General features: G+C 44.5%; 15 protein-coding genes. 9 read left to right on the forward strand and 6 right to left on the reverse strand.

Annotation, left to right across the window (positions count from 1 at the left end):
• The first annotated feature begins 121 nt into the window (after positions 1-121).
• Positions 122-325 (forward strand): hypothetical protein, encoded by a 204-nt coding sequence (locus QUA27_RS00050; RefSeq protein WP_333065526.1) that lies wholly within the window; start codon positions 122-124, stop codon positions 323-325.
• A gap of 220 nt (positions 326-545) precedes the next feature.
• A complete protein-coding gene (locus tag QUA27_RS00055) occupies positions 546-1184 on the forward strand; it encodes a histidine phosphatase family protein (protein ID WP_333065528.1) in 639 nt (212 codons plus the stop codon).
• Positions 1185-1229: 45 nt separating this feature from the next.
• On the opposite strand, the gene psaK is transcribed toward QUA27_RS00055, so the two are convergent.
• The gene (psaK, locus tag QUA27_RS00060; RefSeq protein WP_333065530.1) at positions 1230-1490 is read right to left on the reverse strand and encodes a photosystem I reaction center subunit PsaK; all 261 of its coding nucleotides are present in this window, start codon (positions 1488-1490) and stop codon (positions 1230-1232) included.
• 230 nt (positions 1491-1720) lie between these two features.
• Here psaK and QUA27_RS00065 point away from each other — a divergent pair, with 230 nt between their 5' ends.
• Positions 1721-2932 (forward strand): acetate/propionate family kinase, encoded by a 1212-nt coding sequence (locus QUA27_RS00065; protein ID WP_333065531.1) that lies wholly within the window; start codon positions 1721-1723, stop codon positions 2930-2932.
• Between the two features lie 316 nt (positions 2933-3248).
• On the opposite strand, the gene QUA27_RS00070 is transcribed toward QUA27_RS00065, so the two are convergent.
• Complete coding sequence (locus QUA27_RS00070) at positions 3249-5381, reverse strand: sensor histidine kinase (protein WP_333065532.1); 2133 nt, start codon at positions 5379-5381, stop codon at positions 3249-3251.
• A gap of 372 nt (positions 5382-5753) precedes the next feature.
• Positions 5754-11267: a trifunctional serine/threonine-protein kinase/ATP-binding protein/sensor histidine kinase gene (locus tag QUA27_RS00075; protein WP_333065533.1), complete on the reverse strand. Its 5514-nt coding sequence runs from the start codon at positions 11265-11267 to the stop codon at positions 5754-5756.
• Positions 11268-11587: 320 nt separating this feature from the next.
• On the opposite strand from QUA27_RS00075, the gene QUA27_RS00080 reads away from it, so the two are divergent.
• The 5 genes from QUA27_RS00080 (at position 11588) to QUA27_RS00100 (ending at position 16049) form a co-directional block, all read left to right on the forward strand.
• Positions 11588-11758 carry a hypothetical protein gene (locus QUA27_RS00080; protein ID WP_333065534.1) on the forward strand — a complete coding sequence of 57 codons (171 nt, stop codon included), beginning with the start codon at positions 11588-11590 and terminating at the stop codon, positions 11756-11758.
• Between the two features lie 427 nt (positions 11759-12185).
• Complete coding sequence (gene bchB, locus QUA27_RS00085; protein ID WP_333065535.1) at positions 12186-13712, forward strand: ferredoxin:protochlorophyllide reductase (ATP-dependent) subunit B; 1527 nt, start codon at positions 12186-12188, stop codon at positions 13710-13712.
• A gap of 91 nt (positions 13713-13803) precedes the next feature.
• Complete coding sequence (locus tag QUA27_RS00090; RefSeq protein WP_333065536.1) at positions 13804-14547, forward strand: hypothetical protein; 744 nt, start codon at positions 13804-13806, stop codon at positions 14545-14547.
• Between the two features lie 886 nt (positions 14548-15433).
• A complete protein-coding gene (locus QUA27_RS00095; RefSeq protein ID WP_333065538.1) occupies positions 15434-15892 on the forward strand; it encodes a hypothetical protein in 459 nt (152 codons plus the stop codon).
• Positions 15893-15899: 7 nt separating this feature from the next.
• The gene (locus QUA27_RS00100) at positions 15900-16049 is read left to right on the forward strand and encodes a hypothetical protein (protein ID WP_333065541.1); all 150 of its coding nucleotides are present in this window, start codon (positions 15900-15902) and stop codon (positions 16047-16049) included.
• A gap of 1 nt (position 16050) precedes the next feature.
• Here QUA27_RS00100 and QUA27_RS00105 read toward each other — a convergent pair whose 3' ends face one another.
• On the reverse strand, positions 16051-16875 hold the full coding sequence (locus tag QUA27_RS00105; RefSeq protein WP_333065542.1) for an SGNH/GDSL hydrolase family protein: 825 nt from the start codon (positions 16873-16875) through the stop codon (positions 16051-16053).
• Positions 16876-17607: 732 nt separating this feature from the next.
• Positions 17608-17985, reverse strand: a complete 378-nt coding sequence (locus tag QUA27_RS00110) for a Mo-dependent nitrogenase C-terminal domain-containing protein (RefSeq protein ID WP_333048531.1) — start codon at positions 17983-17985, stop codon at positions 17608-17610.
• 470 nt (positions 17986-18455) lie between these two features.
• Here QUA27_RS00110 and QUA27_RS00115 point away from each other — a divergent pair, with 470 nt between their 5' ends.
• Positions 18456-19046: a rhomboid family intramembrane serine protease gene (locus QUA27_RS00115; RefSeq protein ID WP_333065543.1), complete on the forward strand. Its 591-nt coding sequence runs from the start codon at positions 18456-18458 to the stop codon at positions 19044-19046.
• Positions 19047-19169: 123 nt separating this feature from the next.
• Here the strand turns inward: QUA27_RS00115 and QUA27_RS00120 are convergent, their stop codons facing one another.
• A complete protein-coding gene (locus QUA27_RS00120) occupies positions 19170-22079 on the reverse strand; it encodes a PAS domain S-box protein (RefSeq protein WP_333065546.1) in 2910 nt (969 codons plus the stop codon).
• Positions 22080-22088: the final 9 nt, after the last annotated feature.

Genomic DNA, 22088 nt, shown 5'->3' on the forward strand with positions numbered 1-22088 from the left:
CGAGATTCAAAAAAGAGATATAGAAAAGATGTGGATTATTATTGATATTGATAACTATTCAGAGCCTGAACGGTTACAATGAGTAAATAAATGTATACAACAGGTGTTTTAATCTGAAACTTTGTCAAACACTAAACAATTTATAGATATTTGTGGAGATAATGGAACAAAGGCAAAATTGGCTTGTTACTTTACAAATGTTGGAGGTAAAGGCGAACTGGAAACGCTTTTAAAGGCAATCAAGGCGAGAGAATCACCTCATGCTGATTGTTTGGGTAGTTGGAAAAATTATTGCATAGAAAACCAGGGAAAGCAAATCGACTGAAAAGGTTTTGATAAATTCTGGGTGAGCATCTATCTCAGGTATGATACTTGCTCAGATAAGGAACAGCAACAAGCTGGAAGGAAATGCACTATGTCTGGGTTTGATTATGTTATGGAACGCAAAAAAGATATTTGGGATTGGGATAATTCTACTGTCGATGATTTGAAGGAGTTTTTTAAACTCTTTTGCTAACATAGTAAAATTCACACACAATTAACTCATGAGCTTAAAAATCTACTTTGTACGGCACGGTGAAACAACTTACAGCAAGACTGGCGGCTACTGCGGCGACCTCGACGCAGAATTAACACCGGAAGGTTCTATGATGGCCGAACAATTTGCTGCAACTTACGCAAAATTGCCTTGGAATGCTGTTTATGTCAGTCCCATGAAACGCACAATCGCTACGGCTAAACCTCTGTGCGATGCTGTGGGAATTGAAATGCAACTGCGCGATGGATTGAGGGAAATTAAGTACGGCAAGTGGGAGGGTGAAACAGTTGAATCGGTTCGCGAAAAATATGCTGAAGATTACATTAATTGGTTGACGGAACCGGCTTGGAATCCACCGACAGAGGGGGAAACTTCTGTACAAATTTCTAGCCGATCGTCCTTAGTTATCGCAGAAATTCAGGAAAAGTACAAGACTGGTAATGTTTTGGTGGTTTCCCACAAGGCGACTATTCGGATTATTCTGTGCAGTTTGTTGGGGATCGATTTGGGAAGTTACCGCAATCGCATTGCCGCTCTAGCAGCTTCTGTGAGTGTTGTCAAGTTTGATGTGCGCGGGCCAATGTTGGAGGTTTTGGGCGATCGATCGTACATGGATGAAACTCTCCGCAATTTACCCGGTACTTGAAATTGCGGGTAGGCTGCGCGCACTGCCTACCCGGAGCGTCTGAAACTAAATCGCGCCTATGTAAGACAATCCTAAAATCGTACCCGTTCCCAAAATATGACCGAAGCAGAGACTTCCCACAAGTGCACCCAAACTCAAGCCGCCGACCAAACCTGATGAGGGCGCGGCTGGGCCTGTGTGAGGCTTTTGAATGGTTGATCTGCCGATCGCAATAGCTAAAATATTGCAAATAATCATAATCAAACCAGTCGTGGGGCTCCACTCTACGGTTCTGGCGACAGTGGCAAGTAAAATTGGTGTAAACATCGATCGGCTCCTTAAACTTTAGTAAATGAAAATCTGCCTAGAAGATATATCAAAAAAATGCAACTGTTAGCTACAGATTGCATTAACAGTTAATTTTTCGACATTTTTCTTAATAATTTTCCCTGAGTCTCAAGATTTTTTAGTCCCTCTCTGCTGGGACGAAAGTTTGACAAAACGCGATTTCAATCGCCTAGCGATCGAAAGAACGAATCAACAGGACATAATAAAGCATGAAAATACTGGTGTTAAATGCGGGTTCTAGCAGTCAAAAGAGCTGTCTTTACGAGTTAAACGATGTCCTGCCCGATCGACCTTTGGAACCCCTCTGGGAGGCTCAAATAGACTGGACTCACCAGCAGGGTATAGCAGAGTTGAAAGTCAAAACAGCAAAAGGCGATCGGCTTGAGGAGGAATTTGCCTCAGAGTCTCGCCAAGATGCTATTTCTCGAATGCTGGAGACTCTTTGGAGGGGAAAAACTCAAACCATTAATGATTTAAAGGAGATTGATATTGTCGGCCACCGCGTCGTACACGGCGGACAAGACTATCAGCAAAGTACGTTAATTTCGCCGGATGTTAAAGAGGCGATCGCCCGTTTATCTGTTTTCGCCCCCGTACACAATCCCGTCAACCTCGAAGGCATCGAAGCCCTTGAAAACATCCTCCCAAATGTGCCGCAAGTAGCAGTATTCGATACAGCTTTTCACGCACAATTGCCGCCCGCCGCCTTTGTTTATCCCGGCCCCTACGAATGGCTCGAAAACGGGATTCGCCGCTACGGTTTTCACGGCATTAGCCATCAATATTGCGCGCGCAGGGCGGCTCAAATTCTGAACCGTGATTTAACCGATTTGCGGCTGATTAGCTGTCATTTGGGCAACGGATGTTCTCTGGCGGCGATTCGCGGCGGCGTGAGTGTTGACACGACGATGGGTTTTACGCCTTTGGATGGTTTGATGATGGGAAGTCGATCTGGTGCGATCGATCCTGGGATTATAATTCATTTGTTAAGGCAAGGGGATTTAACCTCTGAAAAATTAGATAATATTCTCAATCGAAATTCTGGTTTAAAAGGGATTTCTGGGGTATCTAGCGATATGCGGCAGATTGGAGATGCGATCGCCCAAGGTAATGAGAGAGCTCAACTTGCTTTGGATATTTACATTCACCGTCTGCGCGCTGGAATTGGCGCGATGCTGGCGAGTTTGGGAGGGTTGGATGCTTTGATTTTTACGGCGGGAGTTGGGGAAAATTCGCCTGTTGTGCGATCGGCTGCTTGCGAATCTTTTGGATTTATGGGTTTAAAATTGGATGGGGAGAAGAATCAACAGTCGCCAGTGGATGAAGATATTGCGGCAGTGGATTCAGCGGTGAGAATTTTGGTCATTCACACGCAGGAGGATTGGGAAATTGCGCGAGAATGCTGGAAACTTTATCACTAACTTATTTTATGAATTCCTTCAACAGCGATGGCAGATTAGCTTCGCCGAAGCGTCAACAATCACAGACGGTGCCACCGGAATTTCTCTAATTCATCTGCGTTAATCTGTGTTGATCTGCCCTCATCTGCGGTTAAAAAAAGAGAATGTATTAACCGCAGATGACAAGGGATTGACGCTGATTCACGCAGATGAAAAGAAGAGATATATTAATAATTTTGATCCTAACAGATTTGATATGACAACGCAATGCGTGGCCGGATTATTAATCGTTGCTAACTGGAATTTATTTGGGGATGTGGGTTGATAGTAGCGCCGATTACAAAACTTGCCTGGGGGCGATCGGAATTTCAATAATAAACTCGCTTCCCTCTCCTGGTGCAGAAACGCAAGTCAATTTTCCGCCATGAGAACTCACAACAATCGAGTGAGAAATAGACAATCCCAAACCAGTTCCCGAACCCACGGGTTTAGTTGTAAAAAATGGGTCGAATATCTTGTGCAGCACCTCAGTGTTCATCCCAGGCCCACTGTCGGCAATTCTAATTATGGCAGAATTCCTGTCTGTCACCTCTGTAGAAATTGTAATAGCAAGCTGTTGATGAGAGTTTTCCGGGCAATCTCTTGCTACGAGGAGAGCATCGATCGCATTGGTGAGAATATTCATAAACACCTGATTGAGTTGTCCGGCGTAGCATTCCACCAGCGGTAGAGAACCGTAGTCTTGAATCACCTTAATAGACGGTCGTTCCGGTCTATCTTTGAGGCGGTGTTGCAAAATCAGTAGGGTGCTGTTAATACCCTCATGGATATCGACTGCCTTAAAATCTGCTTCGTCCATCCGCGAAAAGTTCCGCAACGACAGGACAATTTGGCGGATGCGATCGGTACCCATTTTCATCGAAGACAGCATTTTTGGCAGGTCTTCTTGCAAGAACTCCAGGTCGATTTCTTCGGCTGTGATTTGAATTTCGTCAGCAGGGTTAGGATAGTGCTGTTGATAAAGCTGCACCAACTTTAACAAATCTTGGGCGTATTGCTGTGTATGGACGAGGTTGCCGTGAATGAAGTTGACCGGGTTGTTAATTTCGTGGGCGACTCCAGCAACCAGTTGCCCCAAACTAGACATTTTTTCGCTATGAATTATTTGTGATTGGGTGCGTTGCAACTCACTTAGGGCGTTTTTGAGTTCAACGGTGCGGTCTTCCACCCGGTCTTCTAATTCTGCATTACTTTTTTCTAAGGCGGTAAACGATTCGCGCAGTTGTCTTGCCATGTGGTTAAAGGAGTTGGCAAGGGCGTTGAGTTCTTGAATACGGCTGTCTTCTACAGCTTGGTCGAAGTTGCCAGATGTTATTGCCTCACTCGCCCGATTCAGTCGCAGAATCGGACGCGCAATCCAGCCGGAGGTGAGAACGCCCATCCCACAAGCTACCCCCAATGCTGCTAAGCAGAGCAAGATTGTGGTGCGAGTGTTGGCATCAATCTGTGTCATGAACTCGCTTTCTGGCACACTCACCACCACTAACCAATCCAATCCATATTGGTCGCGCCAGGGAGTGACTTGCACATAGTAGAGTTCTCCCTGAAAATCAAGTCGGAGATCGGTGTTTCCAGAAATGGATTGAAACCCTTTGAAGCGTTGCTGGATTTGTTTGGCAATTCCCTGCACTATGGGATTGCCACTGTCGATCGCCTTCAAACGCCGAATCTCGTCTTTGACGGTGGTAAAGGGCTGTTCATTTCCAGAATTTGCGATCAACAACCCATTTCGTTCCATGATGAAAATCTGCCCTAAGCTACTGACATCTATATTCCGCAAGAAATCGCTCAGTTTCAACAGATGGATATCGACTCCAACCATTCCTAGCAAGCGATTATTTGCGTCATAGATGGGGCGACCCGCCGAGGCAGCGATGTAGGGATAATTGGGATAATTTAGGGTGACGATCCGCGACCAGATGGGTTTACCTGCTTTCAGGGGCTCGGTGTACCAGGGTTCTTGGAAGTTGTTCCAATCATAAATAGTCAGGACGTGAGTGCGATCGCCTTTGTTATCGGTGGCATAGCTGGTGACATTATTCGGCGGTTTGGGACTCCAATCATCAATCACGACGGTTTTGCCGTCGTAGTATCCGGCTCCTACTCCCTCACCCGTGGTCAGTCCAATGCCGATGTAAGTCAGGTCATAGGCCTGGATTTGGTGCCAGAAATACTTACCGACGGTTTGGCGATCGCGCACATCCAGCAATCCCATCCGAATCGCATCGGCGTTAATCTGAAGCACTTGATGCGGAATAGATAAATAAGCATTCAGATGTTGATTCACCGTACTGCTGGTTCGATCCATCAACCGATCCGCCAGGTCGTTTACCGCTTTTTGTCCATTTTTGAACGACAAATATCCCACCAGACCCACTGCTCCAAAGATTTGCAAAACAAATGGCACCATCAGTATGAGCTGCAATGGGAGCGTCTGAGTTTGGCCGAAGTGACGTATATTCATGATCTAAAATTACTTTTATTTTAGTATGATCTACTATCTACAGTTCGATCGTGAAGCTACACACAATATTTACTTTTTTAATTAAAAATCTGACACTTTTTATGCTTTATCGGAGCATTGCCACCTCGTCGTGATGAAAAGCCCTCAGTGCGGCTGCAAAAGGGCGATGTCCTTTTGTCGAAATTCGAGCGCTCGACTTTACTGCATAGTTTTCGCCGAGCTTGAATTGCGAATTCAAAGTTTAGTAAAGGCGTGGTCCGATTGTTAAGGGTCGCTAACTGGAATTGATTTGGGGATTTGAGTTGAGGGTTGCGCCGATTACAAAACTTGCCTGGGGGCGATCGGAATTTCAATAATAAAGTCGCTCCCCTCTCCGGGTGCAGAAACGCAAGTCAATTTTCCGCCATGAGAACTCACAACAATCGAGTGAGAAATAGACAATCCCAAACCAGTTCCCGAACCCACGGGCTTAGTTGTAAAAAATGGATCGAATATTTTGTGCAGCACCTCAGTGTTCATCCCCGGCCCGCTGTCGGCAATTCTAATTATGACAGAATTCCTGTCTGTCACCTCTGTAGAAATTGTAATCGTAGGCTGTTGATGAGAGTTTTCCGGGCAATCTCTTGCTACGAGGAGAGCATCGATCGCATTTGTCAAAATATTCATAAATACCTGATTCAACTGAGACGCATAACAAGTAATTAGTGGTAGCGTGCTGTAATTTTTAACCACCTCAATTCCCAAACGCCCGCCCTCTTTTCTCAGACGCGGTTGCAGCAACATCACCGTACTGTCGATGCCTTGATGGATATCTACCGACTTCATTTGCGCTTCGTCGAGGCGCGAGAAATTCCGCAAGCTTAGCACAATATCCCGGATTCTTTCCGCTCCTACTTTCATAGAATCCAGCAGCTTTTGCAAATCCTCGCTCAAGAATTCCAGCTCAATTGTTTCTATTTCTTCGAGAATTTCATCCGCAGGTTCTGGATAGTGCTGCTGGTAAAGCTCAATCAATTTTAGCAAGTCTTTAACGTATTCGCTAGCCGGATTAAGATTGCCGTAGATGAAACTTACAGGATTATTAATTTCGTGAGCGACACCAGCGACCATTTGCCCCAAACTCGACATCTTTTCCGTTTGGATTAATTGAGCTTGAGTTAGTTTAAGTTCGCGCAAAGTTTGTTCTAAACGCTCGTTCTTTTCATTTAACTCCTGCGTCCGTTCTTGCACTTTCTGTTCCACAGAATTGTAAAGCAGAGCATTTTCCAAAGAAATAGCCACTTGGGAAGAAAGCAACCTTAAAACTTCCAATCTGTGGGGAGTAAATGCTCCGACAGTCAAATTGTTTTCTAAATAAAGAATGCCGATTAGTTTGCCTTGATTGATGATTGGAGTACACAAAATAGATTGCAGTTGGTGTTTAGCGATGTAAGGATCGGCTGTGAATAGGCCCTCAGCCGCCGCATTGCTCAAGACCAAATCCGAGCGAGTCCTTTCCACATAATTAATCACCGTCACAGGTAAATCATGATAGTCTCCAACAGGCGTAAATTGCAGGACAGCTACATCTTCAGCAAATACTGACGCTTTAGCTGAAATCAACAGTTGACCATCTCTAACTAAAATCAGAAAACCTAATTGAGCACCCGCATTTTCTAAGGATATTCTCATCAAAGAAGCCAGCAACTTATCGAGGACAATTTCGCTAGAAATCGCCAGAGATGCTTTCATTACCGTTGCCAAATCCAGCACTCTCGCATCGCTGCCAGTAGAAGTATGAATAGTTGTGGTAGTTTGATTGTTGTTAAAACTTCCGTTGAGCGGCGTCATTTCCCGCAACTGCGGATACTTCTGTTCTAAATCTTCTACTTTGCGAACTGCACCCCAGCGCAAGTAGCACGAGTGAGCTTCGCGCAAGTGAATTTTGGCATATTGATACTTGCCTTTACTCAACCAAAACTTAGCTGCTAGTTCATTAGCTAGCGCTTCATTTTGGACAAACTCATTGTCTTGGGCTAAATTTATAGAGAAATCGTACAGTTCTACAGCTTCTGAATCTTTCTTGGAAATTCTGGCTATTTCTGCTTGTACTAAAAGATACTTGTGCAGAAAATTTTCGGCACAGTTATCTGACCAAATTTTCATCTGTTTTTGGTTGTCTTCTAACTTTTCCAAGTATTCCTTTTGCTTGTCTTCGGAAACATTTGGGAAAACGGCCGCTAAAGTTAGAGAAAAGAAAAAATTCCATTCGGTAGCGGGTATCGCTCCGGTAATAAAAGATAGCTGTTTTTCTACTTCAAAAGCTAGTTGTAGCGCTTCGTTGAAGTTGCCGTACCAGTACATTACCTGGCATTTGCGAATCTGATAAAGACAGAGCGAGTACAAATTTTGATGAACTTGACAGTTGTGTACGTATTCAGCTTCGCTGAGATCTTCGCTTTCAAATACAAACTTTTCAGGAGTTAGTTTGCTCAAGTTACGCAGGATTAACTCTACCCCTAATAATATATCGGTTACGAGCTGATTTTTGGTTTTTTGGCTGAACTGCAAATATCTGCTCGTGTCTGCCAGAATTTGCGAGATTTCTTTACCTTGAAAAAATGAGTTAGCTATGCGATTCGACAGAATATAACCCGCATACTCTAAATCTCCTGATTCTAAAGCTGCTTGATATCCTTCATTGCTGATTGCGTGGGAATCTTTGATGTGATTGAACCAGTAATAAAAAATACTGACCAGGGATGAACAAGCTCTGCATTTCAAACCGATATTGCCAGATTTTTCGCTGAGATTCAGCGAGAGCAAGCCGAATTGATACGCAGCTTTGTAATCTCCCGAAACTGCGTTTAAGAACATACCGTAGCCAGCATAGCAAAGAGAGGCTTCGGGTACTAAACCGTATTGTAGAGAAAGATTGACTCCTTTTAAAACGCTGACTTTCCACAAGTCGGGATTTTTGAGGTACGCGGATGTCAGCAAGTTTGTAATTAATTTGACTGCAACTTTTTTGTCGGGTACAGTCATTTCGGGGGCGTCAATTAGGGAAGCTATTTCTCTACCGGCTAAAATATTTGTGGCTGCTGCAAATTCTTCGGATATGACTTTTTGTAGCCCGTCTAGCGGCAAGTCAATGCCTAGCAAGTCTAAAGCTGTGATTCCGGCTTTAACGGCTTCTTCGTACTTCGCCCGCAGGGTGTACTGCACGATCAGCAGGTTGTAAATTTCTACCTTTTCTAAGGGCGATCGCGCTTTTTTCAACGTTATATTAATAAATTCTTCGGAGTTCTCAAAAAAACCGTTTAAATACTCAACATTGGCCCGCTCCATGTGCAAGGCAAAGGCTAAATCGTAGTGGGCATCCCAAATATCGGCGCTCAAACCGTCCATGCCTGCGGTCAAATACTGCAAGGCAGCAACATAAGCAGTGGCATCTTTGGCTCTGCGGGCGGCGTCTAAATTCAGCGTTGCCAGTTCAATTAATTCTCGATCGTCTTTAATTAGCGATCGAGCCACATTCAAGTGATCGACTAATTCAAAGATTCTGTCCGCGCGATATTCCGCCGGGGTGTTTTCTAGGATTTGCCTGCCTATTTTCAGGTGAACAGCCTTTTTTTGCGAGTCGTCGATCAGAGCGTAAGCTGCTTGCTGTACGCGATCGTGCAAAAATTTATAATTCAGAATTAATAGCGGAAACAGCACGTAATCTAATGACTTGCTTTCCAATTCCGAAGTTGGCAGAATCAGTCCCGACTTAATGGCGGGCAACAGGTGAGAAAAAGTTTCCGAGGCTTCTTTTTCATGAATTAAAGAAAGAGTATTCAAGTCAAATTCGTTACCCAAACAAGCCACTAAACGCAAAACTTGCTGCGTCGAACTGGGCAGTTTCCTCAATTTTTGTACCATCAAATCTACTACATTGTCAGTGATAGCGCACTGCTCAATTTGAGTCATATCCCAATGCCAGCCGCCCTTGCTACCCGACTGTGGCGGGTGAAAAACTAGCAGGTTTTCCTGATACAATGTTTGCAGAAATTGATTAACAAAAAAAGGATTCCCGTCGGTTTTGCTGATTACCAATTCAGCTAACGGTTTGACAGATTCTCGATCGCTGTGTAAAGTCTCTGCAATCAAATGAGTTATATTTTCTACCCCCAGGGGCGACAAAGCAATCTGATTAATGATAGCTTCCTGATTTCGCAGTGTCTCCACTGTCATCATTAAAGGATGAGTAGGACTAACTTCATTATCCCGATAAGCACCAATTAAAAACAGATATTGCGTAGCTTCATCTGTCATCATCAATTCGATCAGCTTGAGAGTAGCCGAATCAGCCCACTGCAAATCGTCGAGAAAAATGACCAGCGGATGTTCGGGCTGGCAAAATACCCGAATGAAATTTTGAAATACTAAATTAAAGCGGTTCAGAGATTCCGTCGGCCCCAATTCAGCTACAGGAGACTGAGCTCCGACAATTAGTTCAACTTCGGGAATGACATCAATAATAATTTGTCCGTTTTGACCGAAGGAAGTGCGGAGTTTTTCGCGCCAAACTGCTAATTGAGCCTCACTTTCAGTTAACAGTTGCCGCACCAACTCCGAAAAAGCGCTGACAACGGCCGAGTAAGGAATAGTCCGCTTGTACTGGTCAAACTTTCCCCAAATAAAATATCCACGCCTGCGGGTAATAGGTTTGTCTAAAATCTTCACCATTGCAGATTTGCCAATGCCGGAATAACCGGCAATCAGCATCATCTCGCTGCGGGATTTATGCTGTCCTCTCGCCAGGACTGACAATGGACTTTCTTTTTTCGATTTGCTCTCTTTTTTGATGACAGAAATTTGGGAATCTTCGGTGCGGTAGCCTCGATTATTTGTTGCTGCTACCCGTTCAAATGCCGCTAAAAGAGTTTCAACTTCTCGCTGTCTGCCGTAAAGTTTTTGAGGTATTTGAAATTTGTCGGAAATATCTTGGCGGCCGAGAGGAAACTCAGAAACAACCCCAGATGTTTGCCACTGAAACAGGCAGGATTCCAAATCTGCTTTTAGTCCCCAAGCACTTTGATAGCGCTCCTCAGGAGTTTTTGCTAACAATTTCATCACAATATCTGAAACAGTTTGAGGAATTTCTGGTGCAATTTCAACGAGAGGTACTGGCTGTTTGGCAATGTGACAGTGAACTAACTCCATGGGATCTGTAGTGGGAAAAGGGAGTTGTCCTGCCAGGATTTCATAAAAGGTCACGCCGAGGGAATAAAAGTCGGTGCGGTAATCGACTACCCGGTTCATTCTGCCGGTTTGTTCGGGCGACATATAGGCTAAAGTGCCTTCTAAAAAATTGGGATTTTTACTGGGAACATTTTCCAAGTTGGATGCTGTTGAAATGCTGAAATCTATGAGTTTCACTTGTCCTGTAGCAGGATTAAAAACTATATTAGAAGGGTTTATATCTTTATGAATTACATTTTTTCCGTGAATTTCTCCCAAAGTTTCAGCAACTTTGATGGCCGTAGTCAGAAATCCTAAAATGGTAAATTTTTGAGAACCCATAAATATTTTTAAAGATTCCCCGCCAAAATCTTCTAAGATCATTGCTAGACTATTTCTAACCTGTTGCAACTTATACACTTTCACAACTCCGTCCAACAGGCTTAAGTTGGCAGTGATCTCATATTCGCGCTTGTATCTATTCAGTTCTTCAGGAGTCGGATAGTCTTCTTTGATAAGTTTGATAATAACAGGTTGGTTGTTCTGCTCGTTGTGGCCGCGGTAAACCAGGGAAGTGCTGCTTTCATAAATGAGAGCGAGAACTGCAACGCCGGGAATTGCCATCATAGTTGGGTTCTCTCAAATTAGGTGTGCTTGGTCAATGTTACAGGACTTACGCGCGGCGGGCTAGAAACCGGGTTTCTTCGTTGCTAGTCGTTGACAAACCCAAGATTTTTTCGTATAAACCGGGTTTCTTTTCGTAAATCCTCTGTTATTCTTCATTATCGCTCAAGAGCTATCTTTTGGGATGTGTGGGAAGGCAACCCTTGACAGCAAAGAGGTACTGCTGACAAAAGCGCCCTGGAGCTTTCGTCACCTCAGCAGTTATGTAAACAAAATCACAAATACAGGATTTGTGCAACCATTTACTCTAATGCTCGATCGCCATGCTGACAACTAAATCATCTCAGATTCCAAGCAATCGCTTGATTTTAGTGGAGAGTCACCACATCTTGGGAAAATACGCAAGTGCTGAAAGACTTGTTTTTTCCGGTGATCGGGCAGGAATTTGGGGTGCTTTAAAAAAACCTGGCGGTGCAAATCTTAACTATAATTAGCGACCGAGGCGCGGAGGGAGTTAAGTGTTGCTTCGGAAGCTGCAATTTCCTTCAGTTCTATCTATTTTGACAGATCGATTAATAATACTAACTGACCGTTTGACCCGAGTAAATTTGACAAAAAATGCAGAATTATTGCACCTTGTCTGGTGCGCGGCAGCGAACCCTACATTAATTAAATTTGCCTAACTCTTAAGAAAATTTGAGGAAAGATTAAGAATTATTGCCATAAAACCCAGGTAAAGTTGTTTGAATAGCAAGTCAAATCCCAAGCAGCAAAAGCGTTTGAGGATTTCCAAAATCGGTAAATCCTCAGAAACTTAGTATTTCTAAAGGATTCATCGGGTGAGAAAATCAGAAACAACCTTAAAATTTAGCAGTAATCGCCCGATCGGGCAATTCTCAACCAGCACCAGGAAAAATACCTATGAAATTGGCTTATTGGATGTACGCAGGCCCAGCCCACATCGGCACTTTGCGCGTCGCCAGTTCCTTCAAAAACGTCCATGCGATCATGCACGCACCGATTGGAGACGACTATTTTAACGTCATGCGTTCCATGCTGGAGAGGGAACGGGATTTCACCCCAGTAACTACCAGCGTCGTTGACAGACACGTACTGGCGCGGGGTTCGCAGGAACGGGTGGTGGACAACATCACCCGCAAAGACAGAGAAGAACACCCAGATTTAATCGTGCTCACCCCGACTTGCACCTCCAGCATTCTGCAAGAAGACTTGGAAAACTTCGTGGAGCGTGCTCAATTAGATGCCAAAGGCGATGTATTGCTGGCGGATGTTAACCATTATCGGGTAAACGAACTGCAAGCTGCCGATCGCACTTTGGATCAAATCGTCCAATTTTACATTAACAAAGCCCGCAAAAAAGGCGATTTAGTAGAAGCCAAAAGCGAAAAACCATCTGTCAACATTATCGGTATGTCTACCCTGGGTTTCCACAACCAGCACGACTGCACCGAGTTGAAGCGTTTGATGGCAGATTTGGGCATTGAAGTCAACGAAGTTATTCCCGAAGGTGCTTCGGTGCACAACTTAAAAAGACTGCCGCGCGCTTGGTTTAACTTGGTTCCTTATCGGGAATTGGGGATGATGGCCGGGGAGTATTTGCAAAAAGAATTCGGCACGCCGATGGTGGATATTACGCCGATGGGTGTGGTAGAAACTGCGCGCTGTATCCGCAAGATTCAGCAAGTGTTGAACGATCAAGGTGCGGATGTTGATTACGAAGATTTCATCGACCAACAAACTCGATTTGTGTCCCAGGCAGCTTGGTTTTCGCGATCGATCGACTGCCAAAACTTAACCGGCAAAAAAGCCGTCGTATTTGGCGATAATACCCACGCTGCGGCGATGACGAAGATTTTGGCTCGCGAGATGGGAATCCACGTTGTGTGGGCAGGAACCTACTGCAAACACGATGCTGATTGGTTCCGGGAACAGGTTAGCGAGTATTGCGATGAAGTGCTGGTGACGGACGATCACGGGGCGATCGGGGATGCGATCGCCAAAGCCGAACCTTCGGCAATTTTCGGCACTCAAATGGAACGCCACGTAGGTAAGCGGTTGGATATTCCGTGCGGCGTAATTGCTGCACCGATTCACGTCCAAAATTTCCCGATCGGCTACAAGCCATTTTTGGGTTATGAAGGTACGAATCAGTGCGTAGATTTGGTCTACAATTCCTTCACTTTGGGAATGGAAGACCACTTGCTGGAAATCTTCGGCGGCCACGATACCAAGGAAGTGATTACGAAGGGTATTTCGGCTGATTCTGATATGGGTTGGACGAAGGATGGACAAGCAGAATTGAATAAAATCCCTGGTTTTGTGCGGGGTAAGGTGAAGCGGAATACTGAGAAGTTTGCGCGCGATCGGGGGATTGATAAGATTACCGTTGAGGTGCTTTACGCAGCGAAGGAATCTGTCGGCGCGTAGTTAGTTGGGTAAGGGCATCTCTTGTGGATGCCCTTGCTTATCAGCTTATCAAACAAATAGATTAATTTACGATAAAGTTGACTTAGGAAAAATGCCAGATATTACTCAAGACGATGGCTGGAAGGAAATATGGGCGATAGTTGACCCTAATGAATCTTGGTTAACCGATCCAGTTAAGTGTTCAGAAATACAAGAGAGACTTTCCATATTCAATCAAAGTCATAAGGAAGATCCACAGCATATTGATAATGTGATAAAAGCTCTAGCAATAGGATTTCACCTGACCAAAGCTGCTGTTGAATGGGAGAATCCTGTGGCAGGTAAGACTCTAGCAAACCCTTCTACCGCTAATGCAAGAGGCATTCAGTGGCAACTGGTGATGGCCTACGGTGGATTTGAAAGTGTTACAAAGACATTAATGAATCTCAGAGAAAACAAGTCAGGTCTTACTATAGATCACGTTGAAAAGTTTACATCTAAATGCAATCTCCCTGATTATATTCCCTTAATACCACCTAATACCAACAGAAGAAATCTTGATAAATGGCTTACAAAATCACCTACGGAAACAGGTGATGAACTTCTAGATTTTCTGGGTCTCACAAATGGCGATAGAAATCAAATTAAAGACTGGCTTGTTAATAGCAATTCGATACAAGATTGGGCTAATGCTACTAGATTAGCCAAGGCTTTAAGAAATGCCACTGCACATGGTGCGCTTTCACCTAGTAAAGTTGAAGACTGGGGTTTAAAACCAGCAATTAAAATTCTAGTTAAAAACCTTGGCGATCTAGTTGTTTTTGGGTTGCAGACATTAGCATCACCTAGAGTTTAGCTAAATATCAAAAATTAATCGTAAAGCGTTCGCGAAGCTTTCCAGAAGGGTAGCTATCTCGTAGGGAATCGCCCTTGTCAAACTTGAAGAGCGATCGCTGCCTTAAACTGGCAGTTGCACCAACTGTCTTACATCTTCTCCCAATCGCGTAAAGTTATTAGGGTTAAGCAGTCAACAACACATCCACACCTGCTTTCACAGCAGCTTGAGCAATTAAACCATCGTAAATCCCTCCCCGCGGCAGGTTTAAACTAACCATTTTAGGTAGTCCTACATAGTCAGTATAATTAGGTGTTTTATTTGATAGATAAACTGGGGTTATACTCATCAATAAAATATCAAAAAGCAGCCCATGGGATTGGAGACTGTTTTAGAGAATGAAAAAGTTTTTTTGGTCTATCGAGATATTCTTTGTCTGATGGTATTATTAAATCTTTTTAGAGAGGGTAGTCCTCCATAGTCAGGACTACCCGATCGCACTTATCGAAATTGATGAAAATTAGCATCCGCGCCCGCAGTTGGCGCACAATATTTAAAATAATTCTCTGCTTTGTCCTCGCGATCGTCTGTTAGTACATAAGTCCTCTCAGCAATCCAAAGTGCCAGTTTTTTAATTGTCCGTCGGCTAGTCAGTTGCAGGGAAACTCACAAAAAAATATCATTCTCAGTAACCAGCTTTCGACTATACATTAAATCCTCTTGTGGGGCGAGCTTCTAGCCTGCCCCTAAAAGCTTATTGAGAATAGTGCCCGATCTCAGGGGAAACGGAAATTGCATCCCAGCATTTCCTCCTTGAGGCCAATTGTGAAAACTGTACTGTTCGATCGCCCTAATCAATCCAACTTACCTAGATTAGACGCATCAACATCTTTTAAAGGAATGACTTATGAACTTCACAGCAAGACTCACACAAACCAGCTTACTCGGTTTAATGCTATTTGCCAGCAATCCCGCGGCAACCTTTGCTCTAGGACAATCGAACACAAGCACTCCACCAACAGCGTCTCGCACTCAGTCTCCGATTGAAACCATACAAATAGCTAATGTATCCACCCCCCAAAAACTGGTGAGAGATTTTTGTGCTCGCAAAAGACAGAAAGTGGAAAACTATTTCGAGACCAGCAACTTTCGGATTTATCTTTGCTACAACCACGCCAATCAACTATATTACTACGGCGTTAAAAAGAGTAACGGCAGCACGATCGCCCTGCGTGCTCGTACTGAAGAGGGAACTGGTTACGTCGCAAAAAATGGCACCTACGATTACATTGTTACAGGAGCCAGCCTTAGTATTTATAACAAAGGCAAACGCATTCTCGAACAACGAGTGATTCGCTCGCTTTAGTATTTAAATGCGATCGCTCTTTCAAGCCCCGACTTCTTCAAAAAGCCGGGGATATAACAGAATATCTGGCTTTTCTGCTGAGGCAGACGAATGTTTGTCTAATTTAACCTGGGAGCATCCCGCTCTTGTGGCGATCGCCCGTCCAGCCTTAAAATAGTTTACCGAAGCGTCCCCAATTCAGATTTAATCATCCCGCTCTCCTGCACAATCGCAGACGCTGCTTCCCCCAAAATTTTGTGTGCGGCCGTCGTCGGATGAATGCCGTCCCAAAACAAAAATAGATCGGGACTACCACAAACACCTCCACCCGATAAACACGCACTCGTCACATTAGTCAAGCCATATTTAGCCGGAGAAGCGATCGCTTCCCGATAAAGCGCATTAGCATCCAGAGTCGCAATCTTTAAGTCAGAATGCTGTTGACTTAATACCTTAACCGTTCGCCTCAAACCCAGATTGTGTGCTTGTGTTAATGCAGTGAGCCTTGCAGAATTAGCGCCTGTTCGCGTCGCCGGTAACTGCCCCAAATCTGGTAAATTTGCCAGCAGGATATTTTTGGCACCCACACCAGCAAGAGACGCGATCGCCCTCGCCACATTTTCAACGGGAATATTCGCATTATTTGCCCCCTGCAAATAGTCATTCGCACCCGCCCACAGTACATACAGCGCATGAGGATTTGCCTGTTTTTGGGATTTAGTCCATGACTCAACTTGAGTTAACAAACCAGGGACAAGGCTATTGCGATCGCTCCCCGTTGTTGCACCTCCATAGGCAAAATTAGTGACTCGTTCAGGCGGCAACTTCAGGCGATCGGCAAGATATTCTACCCAAACCTTACCATTCGAGTAACGCCCTTGAAAGTAAGTGGAACGAGGCGGATATTGACCCCCGCTTGCTCGAAACACCATTCCCATATCCGAAAGACTGTCCCCAAATACATATAGTTCATTGACAGCCTCAGAACTTTGAGCTGATAGCATGAGTGCAACCATAAAAGATAAAAGCGCAATAATTACTGCAAAAAACGTTCTTTTCAACACTTAATATTAGTTATATTCGTAAAACATTTGATAATTTGTGTCTACTATCATTACCGAATTCGGGATTGTGACATTTAGTGTTACTTATATTCTTGAAATAGCTTAAATATTTGGCTCAATTACTAATCTATCAATTTTGGGAAAAATGTGAGGAGTAAAACTGAACTTTAATTGTGGGTTGCCTCACTCCACTGCTAAATCTACATAGATTGGTGATGTCCTTGACACTTTTCTCATGGTATCTAGCTCATAGCGCTCTAGAGGGGATAAAACCGTACATCTTTTGGGAGATTACCCAATAATGTTAGGCAAGAGGCGAACCAGCAGCATCCCGGTGTTAAGCTAGCACAAGTTTTAAAACGCTCCTTTTGTTCAGGGGTGATAGCCACTCCTCCTACCAATGCAGTTTACGCTTCTGTTGGGGCTTAAGTATTCTCCTCTATTGATAGTTGTTTTATCTAACCGGGCTCCTCCCTACAAAAGCCTCCCAAACAACCACCCTTGAGATAACTGTCAATCACGAAAAAAAGAATTGATTCAAAAATTATTTACTGGGCGATCGAGAAATTGACCACACTTTTGCTCCTTGAAAGCCCACACAAAACAAAAACCCTCCCCAACAAGGAGAAGGGAGGGTGAAAAGACAGTGAAAAAATTTAAGTTTTTGCAGAATTAACAATAAGGAGTTACATCTTCGCCGCACTCGTCAGCCAAATAACACAAAGCTCGAAAGCGCAGCCCAACGACTTGCTCGTAAAGGGGATTTAACTTGCACAGCGGCGGAATGGATAATAAGGTGCGATCGCCAATTTTGACTTCTCGCTCAAACGGACACTGGCTGGGAATAAACTTACACAGCAACCGAGCCAACTTTTGACTTTTAATTGCAGTGTTATCAAGCCATTGTTTTAGCGGATGCAAGGGGTCAAAGTGTGGCTTTTGACCGTAAGGTTGAGAATTTGTAGCGACATTAACGGCTGTTTCTTGTTTGCCAAATCCTACCCAATTTGGCAGAGTTCGGTAGGAGACTGTATGCTCAAATACGTTCATTTTGCTCTGTTCCTCTTGTATAACGAGGTGCCAAGAACTCTCTGTAGAGCTTGTGCGATATTATCTACAATCAGTATCTACAGCATCTCGTTTTGCTTTACCGGATTGAACTTCTAAAATTAATGACTTAGGGCGAGAAAAGTAGTTCCTGATTTTTTTTAAAGACGGTGTGCGCTCTAAAAACTGTCCTCATTTCAAGCCCAACAATTGATTGATAGGGTAAAAATTCTGTCTTCTACGTTTTAGCTTCAACCTTCGGTTGACTCTCCTTTTGTAGTTCAATTACTATTGTGAGGCATGCAGGTGAATTATCCTATACGTGAAAATGCGGAATTTTTAATAAAACTTATAATATTTCTAAATAAGCTCTGCTGCAAAAAACCCTCAAACCTCGCCCCAACAATCTTTGCTCGCGATCGCTCAGAAACTTCTACAATGAGAAATAATCGGTATCACCGCCCTCACAACCCATGAGTAACCCAGAAACCAAAGCTATCACCCGCGAATTGCAAAGCCACGCCGCCATTCTCGGTGGCTTCGTCTCCCTCCTCTGGATTATCGAAATTGTCGATGTATTCGTATTCCGAGGCAGGCTGAATGCCTACGGAGTCCGCCCCCGCAGCATCGACGGACTTCAAGGCATCCTGTTGATGCCTTTCCTACACGGCAGTTTTGCTCACTTAGCCGCCAATACCCTCCCTTTAGTGACATTGGGTTGGTTGATCATGCTGCGAGAAATTAGCGACTTTTTTATCGTGAGTGCCGTCACTGTGCTAGTCAGCGGATTCGGAGTTTGGCTGACTGGCGCCCCCTATTCCGTTCACATTGGTGCCAGCGGATTAATCTTTGGTTACTTCGGCTTCTTGCTGCTGCGGGGTTATTTTGAACGCAGCTTTACCTCTATTTTGTTATCTTTAATTGTCGGTTTCTTCTACGGCAGTTTAATTTGGGGAGTTTTGCCATCGCAGCCGGGAGTTTCCTGGCAAGCGCATTTCTTTGGCTTTGTCGGCGGGGTATTAACAGCTCAACTTTTGGGGCGGCGGAAACGGGAAATTAGCTAGGATTAGGACTTGTGGTGTATTCTATCATCACCTTAGTTTATTGCCCCGAACTTATCTGAAACCGTAGGTTTTTTGTGAATAAACCTGGTTTCTTGTGTAACAAGTGCGTCCCGGATAGCAAGACTAACTGCTGACCAACAATTCAACGCGGGCCGGTAAGCACACAGTAAAAACCGAACCGCAACCTAACTCGCTTTCAACGTGCATATCGCCACCCATCATCACGCAAAAGTGACGGCTAATAGTCAATCCCAAACCCGTGCCGCCATACTTGCGCGTAGTTGAGACGTCACCCTGCATAAATGCTTGAAATAAATGCTGCAATTGTTCGGGGGGAATCCCAATACCCGTATCAGCTACGCGAAAAATTATTGAGTCCGAAGGTTCTGCTATTTCTTGAGTTGTTAAGCTGTCATGTTTAACTCTTTCAATACAGAGGGTAATAGTGCCACCTTCCGTAAATTTGGCTGCATTGCTCAGCAGGTTGAGCAATATTTGACGAGTTTTGGTAATGTCAGCATACATCATTCCCAAGTCGCTACCACAATCAACTTCAAACTTATTAGAATTTTTATCTACCAAGGGTTTGACAGTAGAAACTACCTCGTCAATTAAATTAACCGGATTGAAAGTTTCTAAGTAAAGTTCCATCCGACCCGCTTCAATCTTAGAAATATCTAGAATATCGCTAATTAAAGATAGCAAGTGTTTGCCCGCTGTTTGAATTTTTTGCAAGTCGGGGATAAAATCTTCGCAGCCTAAATCCTCGGCGTCTTCTTTGAGCATATCGCTGTAACCAATAATCGCGTTGAGGGGAGTTCGCAATTCGTGGCTCATATTAGCTAAAAAGGCGCTTTTGGCTTGGTTTGCAGCTTGAGCGGTTTGAGCGACTTTTTGGAATTCTTCTGCTAATTTGCGCTGGGTAATATCTTCGGCAATACCGACGATTCGGTAAATTTCTCCGGTTTGGCTGCGGACTGGAAAAGCCCGATCGCGCACCCAGCAAACTGAACCTTCCGTTGGCGTAGCCCCCGTATGGGATCGCACTACCCGATACTCCTCATCATAATCGCCCCGCACCTGTTTCGCAAAAGCAGCCTTGACGCGATCGAGATCCTCCGGGTGAATAGCATCCCAAAAAGCCTCCGGTTCTGACTGCAAACTCTGACAGCTCAAATTCCATATTTTTTCGCAAGCAGGGCTCACATAAAGTAGCTGCTTTTGATTGGGTTCTCTAATCCAAAATACCTCATGAATATTTTCTGCCAACTGACGAAACCGCTCCTCGCTGGCCCGCAACTTCTCCACAGCACTGTGAAATTCAGTCACATCCTGAATCAGCGATGCCACCCCGATGATCGTGCCGTCAGCATCAACCAAAGTCGTATTGTACCACTCGCAAAGAATAATTTTGCCATCCTTTCGGATGTTCTCGTTAATGCTACTAATTCCTCCTTGATTAGTGAGCAAAGTTATAGATAGTTGTCTAACATACTCCTTAGCACTCTCAGGGACTATTAGATCGACTCCGTGGCGTCCCATTGCTTCCAAGCGGTTGTATCCAAAAATTCTTTCGGCTGACAAATTCCATTCCGCTACTTCAAAGTTGAGATCCCATTCAATCGCTCCCAAAGGAGTTTGGTGAAGATGGAGAGCCAGTTTTTGCTGCGATTTTTTCAGAGAAAGAATTAATTCATTTTTGTCGGCGATCGCAGATTCTACCCGATCTTCGAGAGTAGTAAACGACTCTTCCAATTGACAGGCCATCCTATTAAAAGAGCGAGCCAAGACACCCACCTCATCCTCCCGATCTACAGACGCCATCAAGCGGGGATCTACCGCCATCCCGTCCCATTCTCCCCGCGACAAAGCCTCCGCAGCCTTGCTCAGACGCTGAATCGGTACAACAATCCACCTAGAAGTCAGAGCGCCAATCGCCGTTGCCAGCACCAAAGCACCCAGACACATCACCACAGTATACCGAGTGTTGGCATTAATCCTTTCCATAAAATCGGCTTCAGGAACCGCCACCACAATCAACCAATCGAGGCCCCTGCTGTCTGAGAGCGGCGTCACCTGTAGAAATTGTCGTTCACCGTCGATGGTAAAATCTAACTGGCGAGAGCTGTCAATTTTGTGCAAATCTCCGAAGCGCTCTGTCAAATAGCGGGCGGTAGATCGAATTAGAACATTTTTGCTGCTCGCTGCCATAATCCGTTTCGGCACGCCGTTGCTAACAATAAAGGGCGGTTCCAGAGTAGAATTAGCCACCAATTGCCCCGACCTTTCTACAATGAAAGTCTGTCCTGATTGGCCAATATTTAGAGTTTCCAAGAATTGATTTAGCTTAGAAAGTGCCAAGTCAGAACCCAGGACGCCAATCAGTTTTCCATCCTCGCCATAAACTGGTTGAGCCGCCGTAATCGCTAGTTTGGGAGCGTCAAAATAAGTATAAATTTTACTCCAAGTCGGTTTCCCTGCCTGCACCGGAGCTATGTACCAAGGTCGGACGCGGGGGTCGTAGTTGAGAGTAGTTTTTAAGAGCTTGGTTGGTTCCCCGAACTCTGACGGCGCGTAGCTTTGAAAGTTATAGCCAGTAGATTGATTAGAAATTTGAACTTGCAACTTGCCATCGTCGAGGCGTTCAACTCCAATAAAATCTTTTTGTTGAGAGGCAAATTGAATGTAGCTAATTTTATCAAATGTTTTGATTTGTTGGGAGAAGTAGCGTTGCAAATTATCACCACCCTGCACGTTCAAAATGCCGAGACGGATGGCATCGAGATTGAGCTGATTGATTTGGTGGGGTGTTTTGAGATAAGTATAAATATGTTGCTGGATACGCGATGTGACTTCTGCCCGCAGTTGTGCGGCAACATCGTTGACGGCTATGCGCCCGTTCCGCAGCGACAGCCACCCCGTCAACCCTACTGCAGCGAAAGTCTGGAGGGCAAAAGGCACAACAAGGACGATGCGAATTGGCAGTTTGCCCGACATTTTTAAAATCGGGCCGGTCAGATATTTGATTGGCATGGTAAAGCA

Origin of the sequence: Microcoleus harperi Pol14_C6, assembly GCF_036701295.1 — a bacterium.
Taxonomy (GTDB): domain Bacteria; phylum Cyanobacteriota; class Cyanobacteriia; order Cyanobacteriales; family Microcoleaceae; genus Microcoleus.

What these genes read in the sequence shown, in the direction of transcription:
- QUA27_RS00055 (WP_333065528.1), top strand. Translation starts at nt 546, where the DNA reads ATGAGCTTAAAAATCTACTTTGTACGGCACGGTGAAACAACTTACAGC.
- psaK (WP_333065530.1), bottom strand. Translation starts at nt 1,490, where the DNA reads ATGTTTACACCAATTTTACTTGCCACTGTCGCCAGAACCGTAGAGTGG.
- QUA27_RS00065 (WP_333065531.1), top strand. Translation starts at nt 1,721, where the DNA reads ATGAAAATACTGGTGTTAAATGCGGGTTCTAGCAGTCAAAAGAGCTGT.
- QUA27_RS00070 (WP_333065532.1), bottom strand. Translation starts at nt 5,381, where the DNA reads ATGGTGCCATTTGTTTTGCAAATCTTTGGAGCAGTGGGTCTGGTGGGA.
- QUA27_RS00075 (WP_333065533.1), bottom strand. Translation starts at nt 11,267, where the DNA reads ATGATGGCAATTCCCGGCGTTGCAGTTCTCGCTCTCATTTATGAAAGC.
- QUA27_RS00080 (WP_333065534.1), top strand. Translation starts at nt 11,588, where the DNA reads ATGCTGACAACTAAATCATCTCAGATTCCAAGCAATCGCTTGATTTTA.
- bchB (WP_333065535.1), top strand. Translation starts at nt 12,186, where the DNA reads ATGAAATTGGCTTATTGGATGTACGCAGGCCCAGCCCACATCGGCACT.
- QUA27_RS00090 (WP_333065536.1), top strand. Translation starts at nt 13,804, where the DNA reads ATGCCAGATATTACTCAAGACGATGGCTGGAAGGAAATATGGGCGATA.
- QUA27_RS00095 (WP_333065538.1), top strand. Translation starts at nt 15,434, where the DNA reads ATGAACTTCACAGCAAGACTCACACAAACCAGCTTACTCGGTTTAATG.
- QUA27_RS00100 (WP_333065541.1), top strand. Translation starts at nt 15,900, where the DNA reads ATGCGATCGCTCTTTCAAGCCCCGACTTCTTCAAAAAGCCGGGGATAT.
- QUA27_RS00105 (WP_333065542.1), bottom strand. Translation starts at nt 16,875, where the DNA reads ATGCTATCAGCTCAAAGTTCTGAGGCTGTCAATGAACTATATGTATTT.
- QUA27_RS00110 (WP_333048531.1), bottom strand. Translation starts at nt 17,985, where the DNA reads ATGAACGTATTTGAGCATACAGTCTCCTACCGAACTCTGCCAAATTGG.
- QUA27_RS00115 (WP_333065543.1), top strand. Translation starts at nt 18,456, where the DNA reads ATGAGTAACCCAGAAACCAAAGCTATCACCCGCGAATTGCAAAGCCAC.
- QUA27_RS00120 (WP_333065546.1), bottom strand. Translation starts at nt 22,079, where the DNA reads ATGCCAATCAAATATCTGACCGGCCCGATTTTAAAAATGTCGGGCAAA.